Annotated in this window: 19 protein-coding genes and 1 pseudogene; 7 read left to right on the top strand and 13 right to left on the bottom strand. The window is 65.6% G+C overall.

The features are described from left to right. Position 1: 1 nt before the first annotated feature. From QZ670_RS14455 to rfbF, 9 genes are all read right to left on the bottom strand, one after another. Positions 2-958 (bottom strand): glycosyltransferase family 2 protein, encoded by a 957-nt coding sequence (locus QZ670_RS14455; RefSeq protein ID WP_294256625.1) that lies wholly within the window; start codon positions 956-958, stop codon positions 2-4. After that, positions 955-2,043 carry a hypothetical protein gene (locus tag QZ670_RS14460; RefSeq protein ID WP_294256627.1) on the bottom strand — a complete coding sequence of 363 codons (1,089 nt, stop codon included), beginning with the start codon at positions 2,041-2,043 and terminating at the stop codon, positions 955-957. Before QZ670_RS14460 ends, QZ670_RS14455 begins: the two co-directional genes overlap by 4 nt. Then, positions 2,043-4,010 (bottom strand): SLBB domain-containing protein, encoded by a 1,968-nt coding sequence (locus tag QZ670_RS14465; RefSeq protein ID WP_294256628.1) that lies wholly within the window; start codon positions 4,008-4,010, stop codon positions 2,043-2,045. The genes QZ670_RS14460 and QZ670_RS14465 overlap by 1 nt, the downstream gene beginning before the upstream one ends. A gap of 84 nt (positions 4,011-4,094) precedes the next feature. Then, on the bottom strand, positions 4,095-5,039 hold the full coding sequence (locus QZ670_RS14470; protein ID WP_294256630.1) for an NAD(P)-dependent oxidoreductase: 945 nt from the start codon (positions 5,037-5,039) through the stop codon (positions 4,095-4,097). After that, entirely contained in the window at positions 5,032-5,694 is a 663-nt protein-coding gene (locus tag QZ670_RS14475; RefSeq protein ID WP_294256632.1) for an HAD-IA family hydrolase, read from the bottom strand. The genes QZ670_RS14470 and QZ670_RS14475 overlap by 8 nt, the downstream gene beginning before the upstream one ends. After that, positions 5,691-7,535: a thiamine pyrophosphate-binding protein gene (locus QZ670_RS14480; protein WP_294256633.1), complete on the bottom strand. Its 1,845-nt coding sequence runs from the start codon at positions 7,533-7,535 to the stop codon at positions 5,691-5,693. Before QZ670_RS14480 ends, QZ670_RS14475 begins: the two co-directional genes overlap by 4 nt. A 179-nt stretch (positions 7,536-7,714) precedes the next feature. Beyond that, the gene (rfbH, locus tag QZ670_RS14485) at positions 7,715-9,076 is read right to left on the bottom strand and encodes a lipopolysaccharide biosynthesis protein RfbH (protein WP_294256637.1); all 1,362 of its coding nucleotides are present in this window, start codon (positions 9,074-9,076) and stop codon (positions 7,715-7,717) included. A 4-nt stretch (positions 9,077-9,080) separates the two neighbouring features. After that, entirely contained in the window at positions 9,081-10,154 is a 1,074-nt protein-coding gene (gene rfbG, locus QZ670_RS14490) for a CDP-glucose 4,6-dehydratase (RefSeq protein ID WP_294256639.1), read from the bottom strand. After that, positions 10,148-10,921: a glucose-1-phosphate cytidylyltransferase gene (gene rfbF / locus QZ670_RS14495; RefSeq protein WP_294256641.1), complete on the bottom strand. Its 774-nt coding sequence runs from the start codon at positions 10,919-10,921 to the stop codon at positions 10,148-10,150. The genes rfbG and rfbF overlap by 7 nt, the downstream gene beginning before the upstream one ends. Positions 10,922-11,044: 123 nt before the next feature. Between rfbF and QZ670_RS14500 the strand changes: the two genes are divergently transcribed. Then, positions 11,045-11,221, top strand: a complete 177-nt coding sequence (locus tag QZ670_RS14500) for a hypothetical protein (protein WP_294256643.1) — start codon at positions 11,045-11,047, stop codon at positions 11,219-11,221. Here QZ670_RS14500 and QZ670_RS14505 read toward each other — a convergent pair. Further along, positions 11,218-12,297 carry a DUF2235 domain-containing protein gene (locus QZ670_RS14505; RefSeq protein ID WP_294256644.1) on the bottom strand — a complete coding sequence of 360 codons (1,080 nt, stop codon included), beginning with the start codon at positions 12,295-12,297 and terminating at the stop codon, positions 11,218-11,220. The genes QZ670_RS14500 and QZ670_RS14505 overlap by 4 nt on opposite strands. A gap of 257 nt (positions 12,298-12,554) precedes the next feature. On the opposite strand from QZ670_RS14505, the pseudogene QZ670_RS14510 reads away from it, so the two are divergent. Together QZ670_RS14510 and QZ670_RS14515 are read left to right on the top strand one after the other, a co-directional pair. Next, positions 12,555-13,649: pseudogene (locus QZ670_RS14510) on the top strand (glycoside hydrolase family 43 protein); the annotation flags it as partial. Then, positions 13,649-14,647, top strand: coding sequence for an arabinan endo-1,5-alpha-L-arabinosidase (locus QZ670_RS14515; RefSeq protein WP_294256645.1), 999 nt, complete (start codon positions 13,649-13,651; stop codon positions 14,645-14,647). The pseudogene QZ670_RS14510 and the gene QZ670_RS14515, both read left to right, overlap by 1 nt. A gap of 22 nt (positions 14,648-14,669) precedes the next feature. Here the strand turns inward: QZ670_RS14515 and QZ670_RS14520 are convergent, their stop codons facing one another. Then, positions 14,670-15,812, bottom strand: a complete 1,143-nt coding sequence (locus tag QZ670_RS14520; RefSeq protein WP_294257072.1) for a cellulase family glycosylhydrolase — start codon at positions 15,810-15,812, stop codon at positions 14,670-14,672. Positions 15,813-15,838: 26 nt separating this feature from the next. Beyond that, positions 15,839-16,999, bottom strand: coding sequence for an aldose epimerase family protein (locus QZ670_RS14525; protein WP_294256646.1), 1,161 nt, complete (start codon positions 16,997-16,999; stop codon positions 15,839-15,841). Between the two features lie 157 nt (positions 17,000-17,156). On the opposite strand from QZ670_RS14525, the gene QZ670_RS14530 reads away from it, so the two are divergent. Together QZ670_RS14530 and QZ670_RS14535 are read left to right on the top strand one after the other, a co-directional pair. Next, positions 17,157-19,937 (top strand): TonB-dependent receptor, encoded by a 2,781-nt coding sequence (locus QZ670_RS14530; RefSeq protein ID WP_294256647.1) that lies wholly within the window; start codon positions 17,157-17,159, stop codon positions 19,935-19,937. A 63-nt stretch (positions 19,938-20,000) separates the two neighbouring features. After that, a complete protein-coding gene (locus QZ670_RS14535) occupies positions 20,001-20,966 on the top strand; it encodes a family 43 glycosylhydrolase (protein WP_294256648.1) in 966 nt (321 codons plus the stop codon). 604 nt (positions 20,967-21,570) lie between these two features. Here the strand turns inward: QZ670_RS14535 and QZ670_RS14540 are convergent. After that, positions 21,571-22,248: an acetyltransferase gene (locus QZ670_RS14540; RefSeq protein ID WP_294256649.1), complete on the bottom strand. Its 678-nt coding sequence runs from the start codon at positions 22,246-22,248 to the stop codon at positions 21,571-21,573. A gap of 365 nt (positions 22,249-22,613) precedes the next feature. Between QZ670_RS14540 and QZ670_RS14545 the strand changes: the two genes are divergently transcribed. Both QZ670_RS14545 and QZ670_RS14550 read left to right on the top strand, forming a co-directional pair. Beyond that, on the top strand, positions 22,614-23,240 hold the full coding sequence (locus QZ670_RS14545) for an FxDxF family PEP-CTERM protein (RefSeq protein WP_294256650.1): 627 nt from the start codon (positions 22,614-22,616) through the stop codon (positions 23,238-23,240). A 494-nt stretch (positions 23,241-23,734) separates the two neighbouring features. Beyond that, the gene (locus QZ670_RS14550; RefSeq protein WP_294256651.1) at positions 23,735-23,935 is read left to right on the top strand and encodes a hypothetical protein; all 201 of its coding nucleotides are present in this window, start codon (positions 23,735-23,737) and stop codon (positions 23,933-23,935) included. Positions 23,936-24,180: the final 245 nt, after the last annotated feature.

Raw genomic sequence — 24,180 nt, forward strand, 5'->3', positions numbered from 1 at the left:
GTCAATAATCCGGCGGGAAGTTCACGCGTTCGCGTTCGAGCACCAGCGGGGTCCGACGGGTACGTTCCGAGATGATTCGGACATTGTCCCCCAGCAGGCCGATGAAGCCGAACAGCATCGCGAATTCCGCCTGCACGACGGATGCGATGAACCAGCCGGCGATGGGCTTGCCCAGGAAAAAGGCGACGATTCCGCCGACCAGCATCACCAGCGTCAGCACCGCACCGAGCGCACCGATATAGAGCGGCATGCGAAGCAGCTTCTTGGACGAGCCGGCCAGCGCCGACATGGCGAAATCGAACAGCGCGAAGAAGTTGTTCTTCGATTTGCCGGCGGCGCGCGGCGCGCGCGGATAGCTGATCGTCTCCAGGCGATACCCGGTTTCGACCAGCATCGCCCGGAAGAACGGCTCCGGCTCGGCCAGGCGTCGGGTCGCTTCTACCACCCGCGCGGTATAGAGACCGAAGCCGGTGGCGTTGGGCACTACCGGATAGTCGCCGAAGTTCCGCGCCAGCCAATAGGACAGCCGGCGCATCACGGTGAGCACCGGCCCGGTCTTTTCGGTTTCGCGTACGCCCAGCACGATGTCCGCGCCGGCGCGCCAGCGTTCGACGAAATAGGGTATCAGCGCCGGCGGATCCTGGAAATCGGCACACATGCCGATCACGGCCCGCCCGCGAGCCTGATAGATGCCATAGGTCGGCGACCGCATCTGCCCATAGTTCCGGCTGTTCACGATCAGCCGGACATGGGGGTCTTCGGCGCAGATGCCGCGCAGGATCTCGACCGTGCGGTCGGTCGAGTCATTGTCGATGAAGATGATCTCGTAGCTTACGTCCAGCCGCGCAAGCTCCGCCGTCGTCGCCGCGCAGATCGCGGCGGCATTCTCTTCCTCGTTGTAGCACGGGATCACGACCGAAATGTCCGGCCGGTTCACCGCCCCTGTCGGTGCGTTCACGCGAGGCTCCTTTCGCCGAGCGGCGGGCGAATCGTGTAGAACTCGATCGCTGCGCCAAGCAGCAGCAGCACGATCGCGATCGACAGCGGCAGGATGTTCACCTGGCGCGCGCTGTCGACATAGGCCGGCTCCAGCACCCGCACGTTCGCGCTCGAGGTCAGATCCTCGACGGAGGTACCCTGCAGGAAGCGCTTGTAGTTGTCGTAGAGATTCTGTGACAGGTCGAGCTCGCGCCGCAGATTGTCCACCTGGGTCGACTGGCGGACCACTTCGCCGACCGAGCTCTGCTGCTGCGGCGAGAGCGAACGCGCCGCTGCGAGTTGCGCTTGCAGCGCTTCGATTTCAGCCAGCACCTGGCGGACGCGCATGTTGTCGTCGGTCGCGAACTGCCGCATCTGGGCGAGCTGCACCTGCTTCGAGCGGATGATGCCTTCCAGTTCCGGGATCCGGTCGCCGGCCGCGTAGATCGCGGCCTGCGGGCTGGAATAGCGCGTGCGCAGACGGAAACTGTCATAGGCGGCACGCGCCCTGCCCAACCGCTCGCTTGCGCTTTCAACCAGCTCGATGAGGATCTTGCGCTTGAACGCGGTCTGATCGCGCGCGATGATCGAAAGCTGCTGGCGCACCGCGTCGCCATAGGCGCCGACGAGCTGACGCGCGAATTCCGGATCGCGATCCATCACCTCGAACTGGACGATGCCGCCGCGCAGCGAGCGGATGTCGACATGCCGATCCAGCCAGCGATGCGTTTCCACCGAATTGCGCTGCAGCCGCTGCTCGAGCTTGAGCTGCTTCGACACGATCGAGCGGACATATTCGCTTCGCGCGACCTTGAGGCTGATTTCGACCGCAGCCTGATTGCCGAACACGTTGCCGACCGCGCCGAGCTGCCCCAGCGTCCCGCTGAGACCGAGACTGGAGGGATCGGCCGGCGTGAGGCTGGTGGCTGCCCGATAGCGCTGCGGGAACAGGGCAAGCAGCGCGAACAGCACGATCAGCACGAGCAACAATGTGCGTCGCAGAGCGGGTTTGCGCAGCACCGGCGCAGTGGCGAAGGTGCCGATGATGGTCCGGGGCGGCGTCATCAGTTGATCGCCGCAAGCGCCGCGGCGGTGATGCCGAACTGGAACAGGATCGTTGAGATGTCGCGGATCTTCGCCAGAATCGACGACGACTGGCTCTTGATCGGCACGAACACCACGTCGCCGGGCAAGACCTTCGCCGACATCGCGCCGCGCGACCGCGTCAGCACCGAACCATTCGCGCGCACGACGAAGATGTTGCCCTTGTCCGCGCCGCGGATCGCGCCGCCGGCCTGATAGACATAATCCTTCACCTGCAGCGGCTTGCCATAGCTGAGGAGGAACGAAGCGGGACGGTAGACCGCGCCGAACACGCCCACGGTATCAACCCGCGGCGGCACGACGATGTGGTCGTTGTTCTCCAGCGCCAGATTGGCGGGAAGCGCGGCTGCCGTCGGTGCGATGTCCATCACCAGTCGGCCGTCCGGTTCCTTGGTCCGCAACTGCTCCAGAAAGGCGCGCGCTGCGGCGACCTGCGACTGGCGCTCGCCGGCATCGACGATGCGATCGGCATTGAGTGGCGCCGCCGCGAGCGTCACCTCCATCTGATCGACGGCCTCCAGGAAGCTGCGACGCTGCTGGGCACGGACGGACTCCCGATAGAAGCGGGTGCCGTACACATAGGCGCGCGCGGTCATGCCACCTGCCATTTCCAGCACCTTCTCGAACGGCGTGTTGGGCGGGACATAATAGTTGCCCGGCCGGTTCACTTCGCCTTCGATGCGCACCACGGCCTGCTGCCGCTCCAGCGGACGGGTCAGCGAGCCCTGCGGCAGCAGCTGGATGATGTCCCCGCCTTCGGCGCGCTCGCTGCCCGCAAGCGCGATATCGATGAGCCGGCTGCCCACCGTATCCTGGTCGCTCTGGCGATACAGCACGAGGCGCGACGGATCCGCCAGCGTGGTGGGGCCGCCGGCAAGCGCCAGCACGTCCGACAGGCTCTCGCCCGGGCGCGTCTCGTAGATCGCTTCCTCGTTCACGCTGCCGATGACCGCGATCTGCCTGCCGACCGCCGGAATGAACAGCACGTCTTCGTTCTGCAGCAGCGGGTCGTGGGCGCGATCGCCCTTGCGGAGCAACTGATACAGGTCAAAGTCGGCGACTTCGCGGCCGTTGCGATACAGCTTGACCGAGCGGAAGCTGCCACCCGCGGACGGGCCGCCGGCCGCGAGAAGCGCGTTCACCAACGTCGACAGGCTGGTGACCGAATAGGCCCCCGGATTGTTAGCGAAGCCGGTTACGTAGACGCGAACGCCGGCCAGCTTCTTGATGCTGACCGCAACGCCATAGCCGCGATACTGGCGGCCGATGGCGGTGGCGATGCGGTCCTTGAGATCGCGATAGCGGACGCCGATCAGGCTGACCGCACCCACATTGGGCAGGAAGATGCGGCCGTCGCGATCGATTTCGCGATCGATGCTGCCTTCCACCGAACCGGTGAGCGAGATCGACACGGTGTCGCCGACGTTCAGCGCATAGTCCGGCGGAATGGTCGTCGTCGACGGTACCGCGAAATCGCGTGCCGCCGGCACCAAGAGGTCGGAGCCATAGCGCTTGAGGTCGCGACCGGTAACGTCGCGCGCCCATTTTTCGAACTCGCCGGGCGCGGCGGGCTTCTTCAGATCGAGGCTGTCCAGTTCGAGCAAGCCGTTGGCGCCGCGGCGCGGCCCGAGGCGGCGGCTATCGCCATAATCGCCCTCGGACGACGACGGATCGCGGACGGCAACCGGCTCATAGGGGCTGCTGGTGGTCGTCGTCTGGCTGTTGTCCGACCGATCGTTCTGGTCCCTGCGACCGCTCTGCTGCTGGTCGGAAGCGTTCTGATCGCCCGTCGAGGTCCGCGGAATCGTATTCGGGTCGATGAGCTGTGCGAAGACCGGAAGAGGAGCGAGAAGCAAGGCGCTCGCCGATACGGAGCGGGCAAGAAGGCGCATCGCCGCGTGCCTGCCCGTCTTGGTCATTGCCGTCATGTAGTCTCGTGTCCTTCGATTGTCGTCTTGCTCGCCGGGGCAGCCCCTATCACGCACCAGAATGGGAGGCCAGCATCGAGCGGATCAGGAATGGCGGGCGCTCAGAAACGCCGCCGTCTCGCGGATTTGAACGTCTAGCGGCACCGGCGTGATGCCGTGGCGCGCCAGCAGGGCAGCGTAGGTCGGGCCGTCGCCGGCATAGCGGTCGGCCGTGGCTTCCATCACCGCGGCACGCTCGACGCCCGCCCCACCCAGCGTCTCGGCCACGGCGGTCGCGACCGCGCCCAGTTCCAGAACGCTGCCGCCCGAATCGAACCGAGCCACGCCCGAGCGCTCGGCTGCCATCATCGCAACGATCAGCGAAATGAGCTCACGGATCGCGACATAGGCCCGGAACACCTCGCGCGGTGCACGCACCGCGATCGGCCGATGGGCCAGCGCATCCAGGATGAAATTGGCGATCGCATAGGCCGCATGCTTGTTGATGTAGGGCCCGGTGATGTTGAAGATCCGGCCGATCACGGCGCGACGCCCCGACTCCTCGGCCCAGGCTGCGAAGCGGCGCTCGTCCTCCAGCTTCATCTCGCCGTACAGGCGCATTGCCGCGCTCGCCTGCGGATCGTCCAGCTTGGTCACCGCTCCCGAGGAAGCGACGAACAGCGCCTCGACCGGCAGGCTCCGCGCCGCCGCCAGCACCGTTGCGCTGATCGCGTCATTGGCTGCGCGATAGTCTTCCTCGCTCAGCGTCTCCGCACGATCCTTGGTGAGGAAGGCGAAGTGGAACAGCCAGATGCGCTCTGCCTGCAGGCGCGGCAAGTCGGCCAGCGGCTGCTGCTGCACCTCGCGGCCGCTCTGCAGCAGCAGCGTGCGGGCAGCGCTGCCGTAGCAGGAGACGCGCTCCTCAAGCGCATCGCCAAGCACCTTCTCCAGCAGGTCGAGGGTCGCCAGCCCGAGCCACCCGCCCGCACCGGCGAGAACGATATGCTGGTCGCCCTCCGCCAGAAGCCGGGCGACGGCCGGTTCAAGCATGGACCGACCCGATCCGCTCCGACAAGGCGTCGGTGAAGGTGGTGAAGCAGTCGAAACAGTCGGACTCGCCGGGATCCCATTCGGGATCGGCATAGCCATAGGTCATCAGGTAGAAGGCCATTCCTGCGTCGCGCGCGACCGCATGATCGAGTTCGCTGTCACCGACGAACACCGCTTCGTGCGGAGCGCAGCCCAGACGATCGGTGACCGCACGCAGCAGATCGGGCTCGGGCTTCGGCCGCAGCCCCGGCTGGCCGCCGACCACGACTTCGAAATACTGTGCCAGCCCGGTGTCCTCGAGCACCTTGTCACAGAGATTCTGCGGCTTGTTCGAGCAGATCGAGAGGCGAAGGCCGGCGCGGTGCAGCCGCTCCAGCCCGGCGGCCACCCCCGGGAAGAGACTCTCCCGCCGGGTGACGTGGCGCGCATAGCGGGTACGGAAATCGGTGAGATCGTCCGCGAAGTGGCGCCGCGCAGGCCCCAGCAGTGCCGAGACCATCTCAGCACCGCCGCTGCTCATGTGCAGCCGCGCCTCGACCGGATCGATCGCGTGCTTGACGCCGCGATCGCCGATCATGCCAGTGAGGATCGAAACGCACACCTCGCAGCTGTCGACCAGCGTGCCGTCGAGGTCGAAGATGACGTGCCGGATCACGGGCGCATCGCCTCGGCCAGTTCCTCACGCGGAAGGAAGGGCGACAGATCCTCGAGCGTCGGCGACACCATCGTGCCGTCCTCCAGGCGCCGCGAGCTGAGCTTGGGCGCGAATTCCTGGCGCTTGTCGATCATCACTTCGCACAACTGCGGCCCCTCGCCGTCGAGCGTCGCGCGGATCGCCGCCGAGAGATCGGCATGCGTCGCGACGTTCGACGAGGGCAGGCCGAAGCCCGCTGCCAGCTTGGCGAAATTGGGGAAGGACAGACCGCTGTCCGGGCCGCAGCCGACGATGTTGTCGGGGAAGTGGTTCTGCTGCGACTGGCGGATCGAGTGATAGCCGTCGTTGTTCAGCACGAAGATCTTCACCGGCAGCTGCTGACCGACGATGGTCTGCAGCTCCTGCAGGTTCATCATGATGCTGCCGTCACCGGCCAGGCAGATGATCCGCCGTCCGCCGCCGGCCTGATAGGCGCCAATCGCCGCCGGCAGGTCATAGCCCATCGAGGCGCAGCCGGAATTGGTGAACAGGCGCTGCCCTTCCTTCAGGTCCGCCGCCTGGAACATCGTGACGCAGGCGGTGCCGTCGCCGGAGACGATGATGTCGCCTTCCTCCAGCTCGCGGAACAGCAGCTCGCCGAACACGTACGGATTGATCAGCCCGTCGGTCTCCCAATAGTCGGGCAGGACCACCGGATATTGCGCGGCACGCGCGCGGCTGCGCGCCAGGAAGGCGGCGCGCGCCTCGGCCTTGTCGCCTTCGGGCAGCGGCAGCGCCGCCGCGGCCGCGAAGAAGGCACGCAGATCGGCGTGGATCGGGCGGTGCAGGTTGAGCGTCGGCTTGGCGAGCTCGGCGCCGTCGATCTCGACCATCGCGACGCGCGCGTTGCGGGCGAAGCTCTGCCAGTTGTAGCTGATCTGGCGAATGTTGAGGCGCGAGCCGAGCACGAGCAGGTAATCCGCGGTCTGCACCGCGAAATTGCCGCCGCGATCGCCGACCGTGCCGGGCCGGCCGACATAGAGCGGGTGCGCGTTGGGCATCGCATCGTGCGCGTTCCAGCCGGTCACCACCGGCACGCCCAGCCGTTCGACGAAGCGCAGGAACTCGGCATGCTGGCCGGAAATGCGCACACCGGCGCCGACCAGCACGACCGGACGCTCGGCAGCGCAGAGCTCGCCCAGCATCGCGGCGACTTCCGCCTCGAGCGCCGCACCTTCCAGCAGGCCGAGTTCGGCCTGATTGTTCGCCACCTCGCCCGCCTCGTCCGCGGTTGCTGGGTCGAACGGCTCGAGCGCATCGAAATCGACCGGCGCGGCCTGCACGTCGATCGGCACATCGATCCACACCGGGCCGGGACGGCCGCGGCGACAAAGGTACAGCGCCTTCTCGACCACCTTGCGGGTGTCGAGCGGATCGTTGAGCACCACGGCGTATTTGGTGATGCCGCGCACCATCGAGACGATATCGACTTCCTGGTCGCCCAGCTGGCGCAGCGGGATGGCCGGATAATTGCCTGCATAGGTCTCGCGCTTCACCTGGCCCGACACCACGACCATGCCGATCGAATCGACATAGGCACCATATACGCCATTGAGCGCATTGACGCCGCCCGGCCCGGTGGTGACGTTAACTACCGCCGGCGTGCCGGAAAGACGGCAATAGGCCTCGGCTGCAATAGCCGCGGCCTGTTCGTGATGGGTGAAGACCTTGTTCAGGCCCTTCTCTCGACCAAATGCATCGTTCAGATGCATGGCACCGCCGCCGGTGAGCATGAAGCAGTCGGTGATCCCGTGCTCCACCAGCATGCGGGCAATGAGATCGGCTACGCGCGTTTTTGCCATGCTATTCGAACCAGCTCACTTTTCGCCGTGAAAATCTCCATCATTGTAGATGCGACTTCCTTAACCGGCTCGATATCGTTGACGATTGTCTACGGGATTCGACGGATAGTTGCCGCCCTTGTTCCCACCAGTGGCTGCCGGGCGCGCGCGCCTGCGCCGCCCGGCACCCAGGCTCCGCTTCAGGCGCCCTGACGCAGGAAGAGCGCGATCTGCTCGACGATATAGTCGAGATGATCGGCGGTCAGCCCCGGATAGACGCCGATCCAGAAGGTGTTGGTGGTCACCAGATCCGCATTGGTGAGGTCGCCGACCACGCGATAGTTGCGGCCCTTCATGTAGGGCTGGCGCAGCAGGTTGCCGCCGAACAGCAGGCGCGTGCCGATCTTCTTATCGTTGAGGAACTGGACCAGCGCCTCACGATCGATGCCCGCTTCCGGACGGATCGTGATCGGGAAGCCGAACCAGGACGGCTCGCTGTTCGGAGTCGCCTCCGGCAGGATGAACACGTCCTCATGGGCGCGCAGGCGCTCGGTGAGCCCGGCGAAGTTACGGGCGCGGGCCGCGATGAAGCCGTCGAGATGACCGAGCTGGGAGAGGCCGACAGCGGCCTGCATGTCGGTGATCTTCAGATTGTAGCCGGCGTGACCATAAGTGTACTTGTGGTCGTAGCCCATCGGCAGCGTGCCGAGCTTGCGGGCGAAGCGCTTGCCGCAGGTATTGTCCTGGCCCGGCTGGCACCAGCAGTCGCGGCCCCAGTCGCGCATCGATTCGATCACGCGCTTGAGACGCGGCTTGTCGGTGAACACCGCACCGCCCTCGCCCATCGTGATGTGGTGCGCCGGGTAGAAGCTGAGCGTGCCGATATGGCCGAAGGTGCCGACGCCCTGGCCGTTATAGGTGGCGCCCAGCGCGTCGCAGCAATCCTCGACGACCCAGAGATTGTACTTCTCGGCGACGCGCATCACCTCGGCGAGGTCGAACGGATTGCCCAGCGTGTGCGCGATCATGATGGCGCGGGTCTTGTCGCTGACCGCCGCCTCGATCATCTCGGGCTTGATGTTGTAGGTCGGGATGTCGACGTCGACGAATACCGGGGTCAGGCCGTACTGCAGCGACGGGTTGACCGTGGTCGGGAAGCCGGTTGCGACGGTGATCACCTCGTCGCCCGCCTTCAGCGCGTCGCCGCGGAAATAATGCGAGGTCAGCGTCGACAGCGCCAGCAGGTTCGCCGACGAGCCGCTGTTGGTCGTCAGCGCGTGCGCGACGCCGAGGCGCTTGGCCAGCTTGGCCTCGAATTCTTCGTTGAAGCGACCGGTGGTCAGCCAGAAGTCGAGCGAGGAATCGACGAGATTCCGCATGTCGCTCGAATCATAGACCTTGCCCGAGACGGGCACCACGCTCTCGCCGGGGATGAAGGTCTTGGGCGCGTGGAAGCGCCGGGCATATTCCTCGGTCAGGTTGAGGATCAGCGAGCGCAGCTGGCCCTCGTCGCAATCTTGCGCCAGCGCCGCCGGGTTGGCAGCCAGTTCCTGAACAGTCATGATCCTACTTTCTCCCCGCCAGCACGCGGTCCAGCTGCTGGCGATATGCGTCCAATTGGTCGATCGATGTTGCAAGCGCATTGCCGCCATCGGCGACGGCGCGGTGCCAGTCGACGATGTAGCGCAGCGCTTCTTCAAGCCGCAGTGCCGGGCGCCAGCCGAGTTCGGTGCGCGCCTTCGAGCAGTCGAGCTTGAGGATCTTCGCCTCGTGCAGCTGCGCCTGCTCCTCGGTGCGCCAGCCGGGGCCGCCCCAGGCCGCGCACATGCGATCGGCGATCCAGCGCACCGGCTGGGTGTCGTCGTCGGCCGGGCCGAAATTCCAGCCGGTCGCCGCCCAGGCGTCGCCCGCGGCAAGATGCTGCGCGATCATCAGATAGCCGCCCAGCGCCTCGAGCACGTGCTGCCACGGCCGGATCGAACCCGGCGAGCGGATGAACGGCGCCTCGCCTGCGATCAGTGCGCGGATGATGTCCGGGATCAGCCGATCGGCCGCCCAGTCACCGCCGCCGATGACGTTGCCGGCGCGCACCGAGGCGAGCTGCGGCCCGTTGGCAAAGAAGCTGCGACGATAGGCCGCGATGATCAGCTCCGCCGCGCCCTTGCTGGCGCTGTACGGATCATAGCCGCCCATCGGATCGCTCTCGCGATAGGGCCAGACCCATTCGCGGTTCTCGTAGCATTTGTCGCTGGTGACGCAGACGATGGCCTTCAGCCCGTCGACGCGACGGCAGGCATCGAGCACGTGCGCGGTGCCCTGAACATTGGTCGCGAAGGTCTCGACCGGCGTCTCGTAGGACAGGCGCACCAGCGGCTGCGCGGCGAGGTGGAACACCACCTCCGGCTGCGCCGCGGCCATCGCCGCCTCCACCGCCGCCATGTCGCGGATGTCGCCTTCGACATGGGTGACCATGTCGGCGATCCCGGCCTGGCGGAACAGGCTGACCGGCTCCGCCGCGAGCGAGAAGCCGGTAACCTCGGCACCCATGCGGGTGAGCCACAAGGCCAGCCAGCTGCCCTTGAACCCGGTGTGGCCGGTCAGGAATACCCTGCGGCCACGCCAGAAATCTTCGTTCACCATGACTTCCAGGGAGCTCCCTGCGCCCACAGGGCCTCGAGATGCTGCTTGTCGCGCAGCGTGTCCATCGGCTGCCAGAAGCCGTCGTGGCGATAACCCATCAGCTCGCCCGAAGACGCCAGGCGCTCCAGCGGCTCGCGCTCCCAAATCGTATCGGGCGCGTCGATCAGATCGACCACTGAGGGATCCAGCACGAAGAAGCCGCCGTTGATCAGCCCACCGTCGCCGGCCGGCTTCTCGACGAAGCTGCGCACGCTGTCACCCTCGAACTCGAGCGCGCCGAAGCGCCCCGGCGGTGCGACGGCAGTGATCGTCGCCTTGCGGCCATGCGCACGGTGGAACGCGAGCTGCGCCGTCACGTCGATGTCGGCAACGCCGTCCCCGTAGGTGAAGCAGAAGGGGGTGCCCGGCTCCAGATACTGGCGAACGGCGCGCAGACGACCGCCGGTCATCGCATCCTTACCGGTCTCGACGAGCGTGATGCGCCACGGCTCGCTCCAGTTCTGATGAACCTCCATGCTGTTCTTGGAAAGGTCCAGGGTCACGTCGGCAGTATGCAAGAAGTAATTGGCAAAATACTCCTTGATCATATAGCCCTTATACCCGAGGCAGATCACGAAGTCGTTGATTCCATGACTGGAATAGATCTTCATGATATGCCACAGAATCGGCATCCCGCCCACTTCCACCATCGGCTTGGGACGCACGGACGTCTCTTCGCCTAGGCGGGTTCCCAGCCCCCCGGCTAGGATAACTGCTTTGACCGACATGATATTCCAGTAACTGAGATGACTTTGCCCGGGCCTCCGTGGAAGCTTCCGGTTTGCGTGTCAAGTTCTCTCTCAGACAGCTGGCCGCATGCGCAAAACGGCGTCAGCCAGCGGCGCGCGCACATGAAGAAGAAAATAGGCCAAGGCCCCCTGCCCTGGCTTCTTCGACAGCAGCGGCTGCCGCAGCGCCAGTTGCAACACGACTTCATTTTGCAACAATCCAGCGCCGTTATTCGCGTTGACAGCCGTCTGCAGCCGTTTTCCGGCATGCCGGGCGGCGAACTGCCCGGTCGCCGCTAGACCCGTACCGCCCCGGGCGGCAGCCGCTTGTCGTAGCCCGGGATCTCCCAAGCCACGCGGTGGACCAGCGGCGCATCGGGCAGGGTGCGGCGGCGGAACAGGTTCGCCCGCCATTCCCAGCGCTGCCGGTCGAAGCTGTAGCGCTTCTTCGGCACGAATTCGGCGAGCGACCAGAACAGGGTCATCGTCCGGTCGTGCAGCGTCGCGGTGGGGGATGCCGGGGCGTAGCGCGGATTGGTCTTGCCGAGGACTTCGTCGAGCCGTGCCTGGTCGAGCAGCAGCCCCGCCGCGCGCGCCTCGTCCGCCATCCACTCCAGGGCATATTTCGACAGGCCGCTGTCCGCCTCGGGCCAGCCGCCGCCGACGTCGCCGTGCCAGCCGGGAAACCACACTTCTTTGAGGTCCCGCCCCGGAATCGCCTCGAACCAGTTGACCCGGAAGAAGCCGCGGCGCTCGTCGAGCGCCATGGCGTGGCGGATGATCGCCGCACCCGGCACCTTGCGGGTATAGGGCAGCGCCAGCGGGTTGCCGATCCAGCCGACCGAATTGACCGTATCCCACACGCCGAGGAAATGGACCGGGCATTCGCGACCGGAGATCGTCGCCTTGAAGTCGGCGGCGAGCTGGAAATAATCCGCGCGGTCGGACTCGCGCCTGGCGCGCCGGATCGCCCACAGCATCTCGACCGCGAACGGCACCAGCGCATCGTTGCCCGGCGCCGCAAGGCCGTACATCGACAGCATCGCCGCTACCACCCGCGCGGTATAGGCGCCGCGGCTGAAGCCGAACAGGAACACCCGGTCGCCGGGCTGGTAGGCGTTCATCAGGAAGCGATAGGCATCGACAATGTCGTCCTGCAGCCGGTAGCCGAAGGCGAGCCCCAGCCACTTGCCGACGGTGCCGCCCACCCTGGTGCCGATGCCGGTCGGTGCGCGCGTGCCAATGCCCGGGTGATAATAGACCGCCTGCCGGGCCGGATCCTTTTCTAGTGCGTGAAAGAGCTTGATCACGCTGGTGCGGTCCTTGGCGAACTCGTTCGAAGTACCGTCGCAGCACAGCACAATGTTCCGCGCCATTTCCCCCGCCCCCGCCGATGGTTCCGCCCGCGGACTATTTTGCCCGTTTTGCACAACGCTGTCACGATCCGAAGCAGAGACGGTGGCGGGATCCGTGCGGGCGACAACTCTGCGCTGCGCTGTCCAAACAAGGATGGCGACCGGAGACCCGCGCCTGGGCTGCTGCCGCATCGGGTTGACGGTCGCTTCAATTTGTCTGACTAAAGCCTTGGACGGCGTGCCGATGGTAGGGGCGCTGGGGGTATGAGGCGGATGTCATGATCGAAGGCCGGGATGCGAACAGGCGCGGCGACGCGGAGACGGACGGCGCGGCCGCGTTGCAGCTCGGCCGGCGAAGCCTGGTCGGAGGCCTCGCGGCGCTGTCGTTTGCCCCTGCCGCGGCATGGGGGCGGGCAACCGCAAGCATCGTCAACCCGGTGGTGCGGCAGCGGGCCGATGCGCAGGTCTTCCGGCACACCGACGGCTGGTATTATCTGACCGGTTCGGTGCCCGAATATGACCGGCTGGTATTGCGCCGGTCGCACACGCTGGCGGGGCTCGCCACCGCGCCCGAGCGCGTGCTGTGGCGGCACGAGGCACGCGGGCCGATGTCGGGCTTTCTCTGGGCGCCCGAGCTGCACCTGGTCGACGGCAAATGGGTGATGTACTTCGCCGCCGGGCCCAGCGGCGGCGGCGAGGACGTGTTCCGCATCCGCACCTACGCCGTAGCGTGCGACGGCCCCGATCCGATGACGGGCACCTGGTCCGTGCTCGGCCAGCTCCAGACGCCGTGGGACAGCTTCAACCTCGATTCCACCAGCTTCGTCCACAAGGGGCGGCGCTATCTCGCCTGGGCGCAGCGCGAGCCCGGCATCGAGACCAACTCGAACCTCTATCTGGCCCCGCTCGCCTCGCCGCTCACGCTCGCCGCCAAACCGGTGCGGCTGTCGGTGCCGACGCTCGACTGGGAGGTGCAGGGCTTCAAGGTCAACGAGGCACCCGCCGTGCTGATCCGCAACGGCAAGCTGTTCATGACCTATTCGGCGAGTGCTACCGATGCGCGCTACTGCCTGGGCATGCTCACCGCCCGCGCCGATGCGGACCTGATGGATGCGGCCAGCTGGTCCAAATCGCCGGTGCCGGTGTTCCAGACCTCCACCGCGCACAAGATCTTCGGGCCGGGGCACAACAGCTTCACGGTCGACGAGCGCGGACGCGATGTGCTGGTCTATCATGCGCGCGATTATGCCGAAATCCAGGGCGACCCGCTGTTCGATCCCAATCGCCACACCCGCATGCAGTATTTCCGCTACCGCGCCGACGGCACGCCGGACTTCGGCGAGCCGGTCGCCAACGGCCCGCTGCCGCGGCGTTGAGGCGCCCGGCATCGCTTGCGCTGGCCCTGCTCGCGGCGGCGGGCGGGGCGACCGCCAGCGCGCCGCGCCCAGCGCCGCTGGTGCTGGAGGGCGCGATTGCCGGTGTGCATGATCCGGCGATCCTGCAGGACGGCGACACCTATTATCTGTTCGCTACCGGCCATCTGGGCAGCAAGCAGGGCCTGCTGCCGCTGCGCACCTCGACCGATCTGCGCCACTGGACGCTGCGTGGACCGAGCTATGCGCAGCTGCCGGCCTGGGTGCGCACCGCCGTGCCGGGGGCAACCGGGATTTGGGCGCCGGATATTTCGAAGGCCGGCCGCGAATACCGGCTCTATTATGCGGTCTCGACCTTCGGGAAAAACCGTTCCGCCATCGGCCTTGCCACCGCGCCGCGAGTCGATCCCGCGGCGCCCGCGGCGCATTGGACCGACCGCGGTCCCGTCGTGACATCGGGGCCGGGCGACGATTTCAATGCGATCGATCCGATGCCGTTCGGCGATGCGGAGGGCCGCGCCTGGCTGGTGTTCGGCAGCTTCTGGTCGGGGATCAAGCTGATCCGGATCGATCCCGCGACCGGGCTGCGGCTGGCCGGCGACCAGCCGCCCCGCGCCCTCGCCGCCCGGCCGGACCCGGGCGCGGTGGAGGCGCCGTATGTGATCCGCCACGCCGGGCGCTATTATCTGTTCGTGTCGTTCGACTTCTGCTGCCGCGGCGCCGCGAGCAGCTACCACACCGTGGTCGGCCGGTCCTCGGCGCCCGACGGCCCGTATGTCGATCGCGACGGGCGGCCGATGCTCGCGGGCGGCGGCACGGTCGTGCTCGGCAACGGGCGGGGAACCCGCTTCGTCGGGCGCGGCGGCGCCTCGATCCTGCAGCGGCGCGACGGCGATGTCATCGTCTACCACGCCTATGACACGCAGCATGGCGGGACGCCGACGCTGCGGATCCAGCGGCTGGGCTGGACGCGCGACGGGTGGCCGGTCGCCCGCTGACGACCGGCCTGGTGAGCATCGCTCAGCGTGCGGCGGGCACCACGCCCTTGGGCGCAGCGGACAGGCGCCGGATTAGGTCGACCTCGGCCTGGCGATAGGGCTTGCCGTCGCCGTGGAACACCTCGTGGAACCAGACGGTCGGCTCCTCATAGGTATAGGGCTTTTTCCAGCTGTCCCAGGGCAGCCGGGTCTGCGACTTGCCGTCGACGAAACCCCAGTTGAACATGGCGATGTTCAGCCGCTTGCCGATCGGCAGCGTGCCGTCGAAGGTGGATCCGTTGCCGCGCGCCATATATTCGGTGCACAGCACCGGCCGTCCATAGCCGAGCATCTGCTTGGCGCGGCGTTCGAACGTCTCGGGCCAGCTGTAATCGTGGAAGCTCAGCACGTCGGACTGGGCGATCTGGATTTTCTCGACGGCGTCGAGCGTGCTCTGGTCGTCCCAATGGTCGCCGATCCACACGCCCGAGGTGAGCGGCTGGATCGGATCGGCCGACCGCGCTGCGGCGAATACGCGCGGCAGCAGCAGGGCCACATATTTGTTCTTGTCCGGCGTCGGCGCGTAATTGCCGCCGCCGGGATTGTTGGGCTCGTTCCAGACGTCCCAGCCGAGCACGCGCTCGTCCTTGGCGAAGGTGGTGACGATGTCCTTCACATAGGCTTCGAGCTTGCCGTACTGCGCCGCATCCTTGAGCCGCGCGGCGCCGGGGGACTGGGCCGAGCCGGAATTGTGGACGCCGGGAATCGGTGGGTGCTGCGGGCCGGCATGGGGATCGGGATCCCAGCAGCTGTCGAAGAAGATCCACAGCGTCTTGATGTGGTGCCGGGCCGCGATCGTCATGAATTCGTCCATGCGCCGCTTGAGCCCGGCCGCATCGGTTTCCCAGAGCAGGTGGTGCAGGTTCACCCGCATCACGTTCATGCCGATCTTCTCGGCCCAGCCGAGTTCGAGATCGATGCGCTTGGGATCCCAGGTCTCGGCCTGGAACATCTCGAGCTGGTTGATCGCCGTGGCGGGCGTGAAGTTGGCCCCTACCATCCAGGGCTGCTGGGCATACCAGGCGTTGGCCTGCGCCTTGGTCCATTGGTCGCGCGCCTGTGCCCCAGGCACGGTGGCGGCGATCGCCAGCGCTGCGCCGGCGAGAAGAAATGTGCGGCGGATCATCATCTGGTCTGCTCCCCTGTTGTCGTTCAGCGCTTCTTCGGCGCCGCGGCCTGGCCGGTGGTCAGGCGGTAGGTCATCACGTTGCGATAGGTCTGGCCGGGATCGAGCCGGGCGTTCGGAAAGCCCTTCTGGTTGGGCGCATCCGGGAAGATCTGGGGCTCCATCACGATTGCGTCGCCCTCGCGGTAGATCCGCTTGGACTTGCCATGCGTGGTGCCGTCGAGAAAATTGCCCGAATAGAATTGCAGCCCCGGCTGGTTCGACCAGAGCTCGAAGCCGCGCCCCGAGGCGGGGTCAGTGACCTTCGCCATCAGATGCTGGTCGGGCGTCACCTCGCGGCCGATCACCCAGTTGTGATCATAGCCGCGGCCAAAGACGATCTGCTGGTCGCGCGCATCGCGGACGCGGTCGCCCACCGCCTGCGGCGTGCGGAAGTCGAACACCGTGCCGGCGACGCTCTTGAACGCGCCCGTGGGTATCGCGCCGGCATCGGTGGGCAGATAGGTCTGCGCCGGAATGGTGACGCGGTGGCCCATCGCACCGCCCGTCGCGCCCTCGCCGGAGAGGTTCCAGTAGCTGTGGTTGGTGATGTTGGCGATCGTCGGCGCGTCGGTGGTCGCGGTGTAGGTGATCGTCAGGTTGTTCTGCTCGTCGAGCGCATAGGTGGCGTCGACGGTCATCGTGCCGGGATAGCCCTGGTCGCCATCGCGGCTGACATAGCGCAGCGTCACCGAGGCGGTGGGCCCGTCCTTCACCGAGACGACCTCCCACAACACCTTGTCGAAGCCGACCGTGCCGCCGTGCAGCGCGTTCTTGCCGTCGTTGACCGGCGTCTGGAAGCTGCGGCCGTCGATCCGGAAGCGGCCCTCGGCGAGGCGGTTGGCGAAGCGACCGACGGTGGCGCCGAAATACTGCCCCTTGGCGAGATAGTCGGCCATGTTGTCATAGCCGAGGATCACGTCCGCCTTGCGGCCGGCGCGATCGGGCATGACCAGCGACTGCAGCATCGCGCCGTACGCGACCACCGTCGCCGATACGCCGCGCCCGTTGCTGAGCGTTACCGAGGCGACGGCGCGCCCGTCCGCCATCTTGCCGAAGGTGCCGCGCCGGGCGGTCGCCGCCTCGGCATGGCTCGACAGCGCGACCAGCGCGGCGATGCCGCAGATCGCCATTGCACCCTTCATCATCCTTCTCCTCCCAAGCGCTGTTCTCGTGATTCTCACCGTGCGGGACACGCACATGTAAAAATATGATAAATATGTTGCTTGCGATGTCAGGCTTATATAATCTCCGCGGCACGAACAAGCCCGCCATACGAGCGGCGTGAAAAAGGGGAGGAATAGCATGAAGATGAAGCCGTTCTTGTGCGCGTCCGTCTCGGCCGTCATCGGCCTGGCGCTGGCGCCCGCCGCAACTGCCCAGACCGCCCTGGAGTCGCCGAAACCGCAGACGTCCAGCGCCGACAGCATCAACCCCGCGTCGCCCACCGCTGCCGTGCAGGAAACGGGTGCGAGCGCCGAAGACACGATCGTCGTCACCGGCCTGCGCCGCAGCCTCCAGTCCGCCCAGTCGATCAAGCGCAACTCGGACGGCATCGTCGACGCCATCGTCGCCGAGGATATCGGCAAGCTGCCGGACACCTTCGCCTCCTCGGCGCTGCAGCGTGTCGCCGGCGTCAACGTCACCCGTGGCGGCGGCGAGTCGGCGGGCGTCACCGTCCGTGGTCTGCCCGACCTTACCACCACCTATAACGGCCGGCAGATCTTCACCGCCGAGGGCCGCTATGTCGCGATCCAGGATTTCCCCGCCGGCACCGTCGCCGCGCTGGAGGTGTTCAAGTCCGGCCTCGCCAATCAGATCGAGGGCGGCATCGCCGGCGAGATCAACGTCCGCGGCCGCCGCCCCTTCGACTTCAAGGGCTTCGAGCTGTCCGGCTCGGTCAACGGCGTGCTCTCGCAGCAGTCCAAGGGCACGACCTGGAACGGCAACCTGCTGGTCAGCGATCGCTGGAACACCGGCATCGGCGAGATGGGCCTGCTGGTCAACGCTTCCTATGTCGGCATCAACTTCCTCGATTCGACCCGCGAACAGTCGCTGGTGATCGCGACGACCAACGCCGCCAACGCGCCTGCCGGCCAGGCGGGGCTGCGCTATCCCGACGCACAGGGCCTGTTCCTCGGCTATGGCGATCGCTGGCGCCCCTCGGCCAATGCCGCCTTCCAGTGGAAGCCGACGCCCGAGCTCGAGATCTATGCCGACGGGCTGTTCCAGGGGTTCCGCTCGCGCGATTACAATCGCTACATGTTCATGCCGATCTTCGGCGACAATCTGCAGCTGTCGAACATCACGACGCAGGCGAATGGCAGGAACATCGCCAGCATGACGGTGACCGGCGCCTCGCGCCCGGACGGCTATAGCGGCTCGTTCAACGGCCATACCGACACCTATCAGGGCGGCGGCGGCGCGATCTGGACGCGTGACCGGCTGCGCATTTCGGCCGACGTCGCCTATACCGACAGCACCTACACCGCGAACAACGTCAATATCGACTATGCGGCGGCCAGCTCGCCGGTGCGCAACGTACAGTTCGAGGCGCCGGTCGACGGCGGCCCGAGCCAGCAGTTCGTCAACTTCAGCCTGACCGACCCCGCCAACTATATCAGCCGCGGGCTGTGGCAGGAGCTTCTGGTGGTGAGCGGCACCGACTGGCAGGCGCGCACCGACCTATCCTATGATTTCGACGGAGGCTTCCTCAAGCGGATCGACGTCGGCCTGCGCTATTCCGACCGCAAGGCGGCGCGCGATCTCGGCAATCTCTACATCAACAACGAGGCGTCGCGCATCCCGCTGGCCTCGCTGCCAGGTGCCGATGTACGCCCGACGCTGCCGGGCTTCGCCTATCACGACGGGTACCCCAACGTCTTCTATGCGGCGAGCACGCGCGACAGCATCCGCAACAACCTGCCGGCGCTGCGCAGCTTCTTCGGCGCGCCCGCAGGCATCCCGCCGTTCAACCCGGCCGAGACCTTCCGCGCCAACGAGAAGTCCTACGCCGCCTATGCGCAGGTGAAGTACGGCTTCGATCTGGGCGGCACCAATATCGACGGCGTCGTCGGTCTGCGCGCGGTGAAGACCAAGACCAGTATCAACGGCTTCTCGCGCGTCGAGGATGCGGGTGGGGTGGTCACCAACCCGCCGGTGAGCGCGAAGAACGAGTATACCGACTATCTGCCCAATGCGAGCGCGCGCATCGGCTTCACCGACAAGCTGCAGCTGCGCCTCGCCTTCACCCAGACCCGCACCCGGCCCAATTTCTTCGACCTGCGGCCCAATACCTCGCTGGGCCAGCCGGTGATTCTCGCCCCCGGCGATCCCTGTCTCACGAATGCCACCACCCCCGAATGCGTCGAGCGCCTGCGCCGCGGCGGATCGTCGGGCAACCCGTATCTCAAGCCGCTGACCTCGGACAATTACGACGCCAGCCTGGAGTGGTATTTCTCGCGGACCGGATCGTTCACCGCCGCGATCTTCCGTCACGATGCCAACGGCTTCCTCGCGACCGTCGACGATCGCACCCAGCCGGGGCTGCGGCTGGCCTCGCCGGTCAATCTCGGCAAGACCAAGCTGCAGGGCGCAGAGCTGACCTTCACCAGCTTCCTCGACATCGACGGGCTGCCGGACTGGGCCAAGGGCTTCGGCATCCAGGCCAACGGCACCTATATCGACGCCAAGGGCGACCTCGTTCCCAATTTCGCCGCGACCTATGGCAACCGCCAGCAGGCCTTCCCGGGCGTGTCAAAATGGTCGGGCAACCTGGTCGCGCTCTATGAAAAGCCGCAATTCTCGGCACGCGTGGCGTACAATTATCGCTCGAAATTCGTGTCCTTCTACAGCTTGGAGGCGCTCGACCCGATCGCCCATCCGGTGATCGAGAAGGGCCGCGGCCAGCTCGACCTGTCGGCAACGGTGACCCCGGTCGAGAACATCACCATCGCCTTCGACGTGGTCAACGTGCTCGGCAATCCGCTGCAGCGCTATCGCCAGTTCGATACCGGCGACAGCTACACGCGGCAGGTGCTCTACCTCGAGCGTGCCTATTCGCTGGGCGTACGCTTCCGCTTCTGATCGGAAGCGCGCAGGGCGCGGCCATGATGCTGCGCCCTGCTTCCCCCTGTGCACGGAGCCTGCATGCGACGCTTCATCCTGGGGTGCGGACTGGCCGCGCTCCTTGCGGGCACCGCGCTCGCCGACAACCCGCAGTTCACCGGCGCGGACCCGCATGCGGTGTTCCTCGGCAAGACGCTCTGGATCTTCCCGACCGGCGGGCCCGGCGGCAGCTGGGCGGCAGACCGCTTCGGCGCCTTCTCGTCGCGCGACCTGCGGCACTGGCGGACGCGCGGCGAACTGATCCGCCGCGATCAGATTTCCTGGATCGCGGACGACGGCGCCCCGGCGCATTTCCTCTGGGCCCCGGCGCTCGCGCAGCGCCGCGGACGCTACTACCTCTATTTCTCGGTGGGGCCGCAGAACCCGACGCCCAGCCGCATCGGCGTCGCCGTCGCCGATCGTCCGCAAGGCCCCTTTCGCGATATCGGCCATCCGCTGATCGCCGATGGCGGCAATGGCTTCGAGGCGATCGACCCGATGGTGTTCGTCGATCCCCGCTCGGGCAAGGCCTATCTCTATGCGGGCGGCAGCGCCGGCGCCCGGCTGCGGGTATGGGTGCTGAACGCCGACATGACCAGCATCGCGCGCGAGATCCCCGTCGCCACCCCGCCCAACTTCACCGAAGGCGCCTTCCTGCATATGCGGGGCGGCACCTATTACCTGTCGTACAGCCATGGCCGCTGGAACGGCCCCGACTATTCGGTCCACTATGCGACCGCCACGTCGCCGACGGGCCCCTGGACCTATCGTGGCGCCATTCTGACGGGGGACGCACGGCATCAAGGGCCCGGACACCATAGCATCGTACGTACGCCTGCGGGCAACTGGCTGATCGTCTACCACCGATGGGAGGGCGCGCGCGGCCCGGAGCCCTATCGCGGCGAGCGCCAGATCGCGATCGACCGGCTGCGCTATGCCAAGGATGGCCGCATCGTGCCGGTAACGATGACCGACGGCGCCGCAGCCCCGACGCTGCCGGGGAGGTGATCACGGCGGAGGAGTACGTGGCGGAGCGGGAGGAAGCCTGAGGTTGATCTTAAGTAATTCAATTTACATCTTAATATATGAGGCCGCGAAAGGCGCCCCCACATTTTTCCCCACACTTTCTGTGAGATTGCCAGGAACGATCTGGCACGACTGCCGACCGCTACGCGCCCAAAGCCGGACATTCAGGGGAGCGATCAACCGCCCTGAAAGCGGACGCAAATCGGTAGACTTTCGCCGCTCGGCGGGTGGCCGGGCCCAGGGAGCGAGCCGTCCGAGCGAGGTGGGCTAGGGAGACGGCAGCTAGTTCGGGCTCCCCAGCTGCATAAGGAACTATACAGCGCGGCTCGTCCGCGCACCATGCTTCGAACGGCGCCAGCTAAGTCCCTATAACCCCGCAACCTTTTGGAACCGCATTCGTTCTCATAGTCCCTGAACAGTAACTAGGTTACGCAGTTGGCGGGCTCTCGCACCCCCCATCCGTCAACTGTGAAAGAGCCCGCCATGCTCCGCAGCCGGCGGGCTCTTTTACGCCTTCAGGAAAATGCCACGCTTCAGGTCAGGCGGTGAATATCCATTCCGCGACCCGCCGCCGCGTCGGCTGGCTTCATGCCTGCCCTGTGGGTTGAGGGGAAACGGCACGAGCAACTTCGACGTCGTGGAACGCGGTGGCCATCGCTGCTTCGTCGACTTCTCGGAGGAAATACGGGTACAGCGAGCGCGAGCTGCCCTTGGTCGCTTGCCTGTGGCTGGCGATGTTCGCCCTTATGGTCTCTACGCTGAGCCAAAGTAGATGCGAAGGCGCCTGCACACTTTCATTTGTTCGAGCGTCTCCCACAGGACGAAAGCCGAGCATCGCTTCGTAGAAGCTTCGATGCCGCGGGTTCACCTCGATGAAGAGGTCCGTGCATTGGTGCTTGGCCGATCCATAGATCAGCACGGCATGAAACAGGTGCGCCAAGCGGGGCCGAGCAGGGGTGGACGCGTCGAAAGCGAATTTCGTCAGCTCACAAATGCTGGCGCCTGGGGCAGCACGAAACGTGTCTAGGACATCCCCGAAGGTACGATCAGCAGCAAGGCCCGCACCGCCGTCGACCGTCAGTGTAAGTGTGCCTACCAGAGCTTCGTCGGATGCGGCGAGGAATGTAGTGCAACGCTCTCCCTCAGGAATTTGATGATCGCAGCCATAACCCCGCCATCCATACATTCTGTTCAGAAGGTCTGCAGCTTCGGACCGGTGCTGCCGATTTGATGCGATCCGGATACCGAAGTCGGCAGCGGCCACAGGCGGCGATTTATGCAACCACTCTGCCGCTAGGGATCCAACGGCTGCTGACGTGCGTCCGGCAGCCGCATTCACTGCGTCCAATGTCATGATAATCCCGTCATTTTTGCTCTCGACCCGAGCTACGGGGTACCGCGACAGCCTAACGTTTGCGCTAAGGGTTGCCCACATTTCGGCCGTAGCGTTCTGAAAACGCGGCCAAAATTTCAAACTTGTGGAACGGCCTAGTTTATCGCTGAGCGGTTGAGGCAGTGTGCCTCGTTTGATCGCATTTTTGCTGAATGGAACCAATCACTTGGCTAGGCGTTCGGCCCTCCGGCCGAAAATCGTTAACGGCTTGGTAACCTTTTCAGGGAGTCTACTGTATGAAGCGCTATCTCGCGGCCGTTGCCGCCATTTCGGCGGGCCTTCTTGGCACGACCGCAGCCCAGGCTGCAACCACGATCATCACCCCGAGCTCGCAGCCGAAGGGCACGACTTTTGTTGTTTCGGGCGATCCGTTCTCCGGTCCGGTCGCTGCAACGTTCGGTCACACCGGCATTGCCAAGGGCGCTTTCACCGACATCTTCCAGTTCACGCTTGGCCAGGACGGCACCGGAAGCGGGTCCGTGACGACCAGCGTCACCAAGACGGGCTTCCTGAAGTTCACTGATCTCGACATCACCTCGGTCGTCTTCAACGGCATCGCTGCTACCAGCACTCTGTTCGACCTCGGCGGCAACGTCTGTTCCACCCGCGGCGTCGGCAGCTGCGGAGCCAGCGAGTCCTTTGCCCTCACGGACGCGATGGTTAAGGCCGGCGTGCTGAACACCATCACCATCACCGGCGTTTCTCGCGGTCTGGGCTCCTATGGCAGCAACGCGACCTTCGATCCGTCCGCCGTTCCTGAGCCCGCCTCATGGGGTCTCATGATCGCCGGCATCGGTGCGGCCGGCTTCAGCCTGCGCCGTCGTCGCTCGAGCAATGGTCGCCGGTCGGTCCAGGCGGCCTGAATCTAGGCTGTCTTTTCCGGTGCTATGGTCTCATCTGGGATTGGAGCACCGGAAGTGGATTGAGAGTGCTCCATCGCCCGGAGCACAAAGGCAAAAGGGCCCAGGTAGACACCCCTGGGCCCTTCGCTTGCCAGGCCACCTGAAGCCTAGGTGGCAGCCAAGATCGGCTCAAAATCTCTTTCGCTTCGCCGGCTGCATCCCTTAGACGTCGTAGGCTCTCCGGTAGCCTTGCGTTTCTTGAGCGGAGGCCTCATCCAAGCTCCCAAAAGATGGTTAATGCGCTGGCCACGTGGTCGAATTGGCGTGTCGCGCTACCGAGGTCAAGCGGATGGCGTTGATGCACCAGATTTCGATCGTTCAAGCTCACCAAGGCATGCCTGGAAGCGAATTTTCGTGAGCGAGAGAAGCTAGCACAAACGGCGCTTGCAACCGAGCTGTCCTGAGATAAACGAAATATCAAACCCGGGCGTATGGCCGTTGCGAGAGGGGTGCCCGTGACTTCCGAGGAAGAGACGAGGGCGTTTCTGATTGCCGAAGAGCTCATTGAGCAATACGGTGACGCCGTTCACCTGTTCTTGGGCGCAAAGATCTTCGAGACGCAGTCCCAAGGAAACCTCGAGCAGATGGAAGCGTGGCTCGTCATTCGTGAAACCGCCTTAACGGTGCTTGAGGCATACTCTCGACCCATGCACTGATTGTCTCGCAACGACGTTACGCTCCCCGCTGGCAGGTCTCGCCGGAGCGCACCTGCTGCGACGTCCAAGCAATTTGAACCGACTCGCAAGAGCGAAGCCTGCCTTCTAAAATAGAACTCGTGCTTTCGGGTATCTCATTGTAGATCGCCCCAGAGGGTATTTGGTCGCAGGGGGAATGGTGATTGGTGAGCTAAGCGCCCAAAGCCGGACCTTCCGGAGGCCGACCGCCCTTCCTGAAAGCGGAT

This window comes from uncultured Sphingomonas sp. (assembly GCF_913774285.1).
Lineage (GTDB): Bacteria > Pseudomonadota > Alphaproteobacteria > Sphingomonadales > Sphingomonadaceae > Sphingomonas.

Coding starts and splice junctions, on each gene's coding strand:
- QZ670_RS14460 (WP_294256627.1), bottom strand. CDS start 2,043: ATGACGCCGCCCCGGACCATCATCGGCACCTTCGCCACTGCGCCGGTG.
- QZ670_RS14465 (WP_294256628.1), bottom strand. CDS start 4,010: ATGACGGCAATGACCAAGACGGGCAGGCACGCGGCGATGCGCCTTCTT.
- QZ670_RS14470 (WP_294256630.1), bottom strand. CDS start 5,039: ATGCTTGAACCGGCCGTCGCCCGGCTTCTGGCGGAGGGCGACCAGCAT.
- QZ670_RS14480 (WP_294256633.1), bottom strand. CDS start 7,535: ATGGCAAAAACGCGCGTAGCCGATCTCATTGCCCGCATGCTGGTGGAG.
- rfbH (WP_294256637.1), bottom strand. CDS start 9,076: ATGACTGTTCAGGAACTGGCTGCCAACCCGGCGGCGCTGGCGCAAGAT.
- rfbG (WP_294256639.1), bottom strand. CDS start 10,154: ATGGTGAACGAAGATTTCTGGCGTGGCCGCAGGGTATTCCTGACCGGC.
- rfbF (WP_294256641.1), bottom strand. CDS start 10,921: ATGTCGGTCAAAGCAGTTATCCTAGCCGGGGGGCTGGGAACCCGCCTA.
- QZ670_RS14500 (WP_294256643.1), top strand. CDS start 11,045: ATGAAGAAGAAAATAGGCCAAGGCCCCCTGCCCTGGCTTCTTCGACAG.
- QZ670_RS14505 (WP_294256644.1), bottom strand. CDS start 12,297: ATGGCGCGGAACATTGTGCTGTGCTGCGACGGTACTTCGAACGAGTTC.
- QZ670_RS14520 (WP_294257072.1), bottom strand. CDS start 15,812: ATGATCCGCCGCACATTTCTTCTCGCCGGCGCAGCGCTGGCGATCGCC.
- QZ670_RS14525 (WP_294256646.1), bottom strand. CDS start 16,999: ATGATGAAGGGTGCAATGGCGATCTGCGGCATCGCCGCGCTGGTCGCG.
- QZ670_RS14530 (WP_294256647.1), top strand. CDS start 17,157: ATGAAGATGAAGCCGTTCTTGTGCGCGTCCGTCTCGGCCGTCATCGGC.
- QZ670_RS14535 (WP_294256648.1), top strand. CDS start 20,001: ATGCGACGCTTCATCCTGGGGTGCGGACTGGCCGCGCTCCTTGCGGGC.
- QZ670_RS14545 (WP_294256650.1), top strand. CDS start 22,614: ATGAAGCGCTATCTCGCGGCCGTTGCCGCCATTTCGGCGGGCCTTCTT.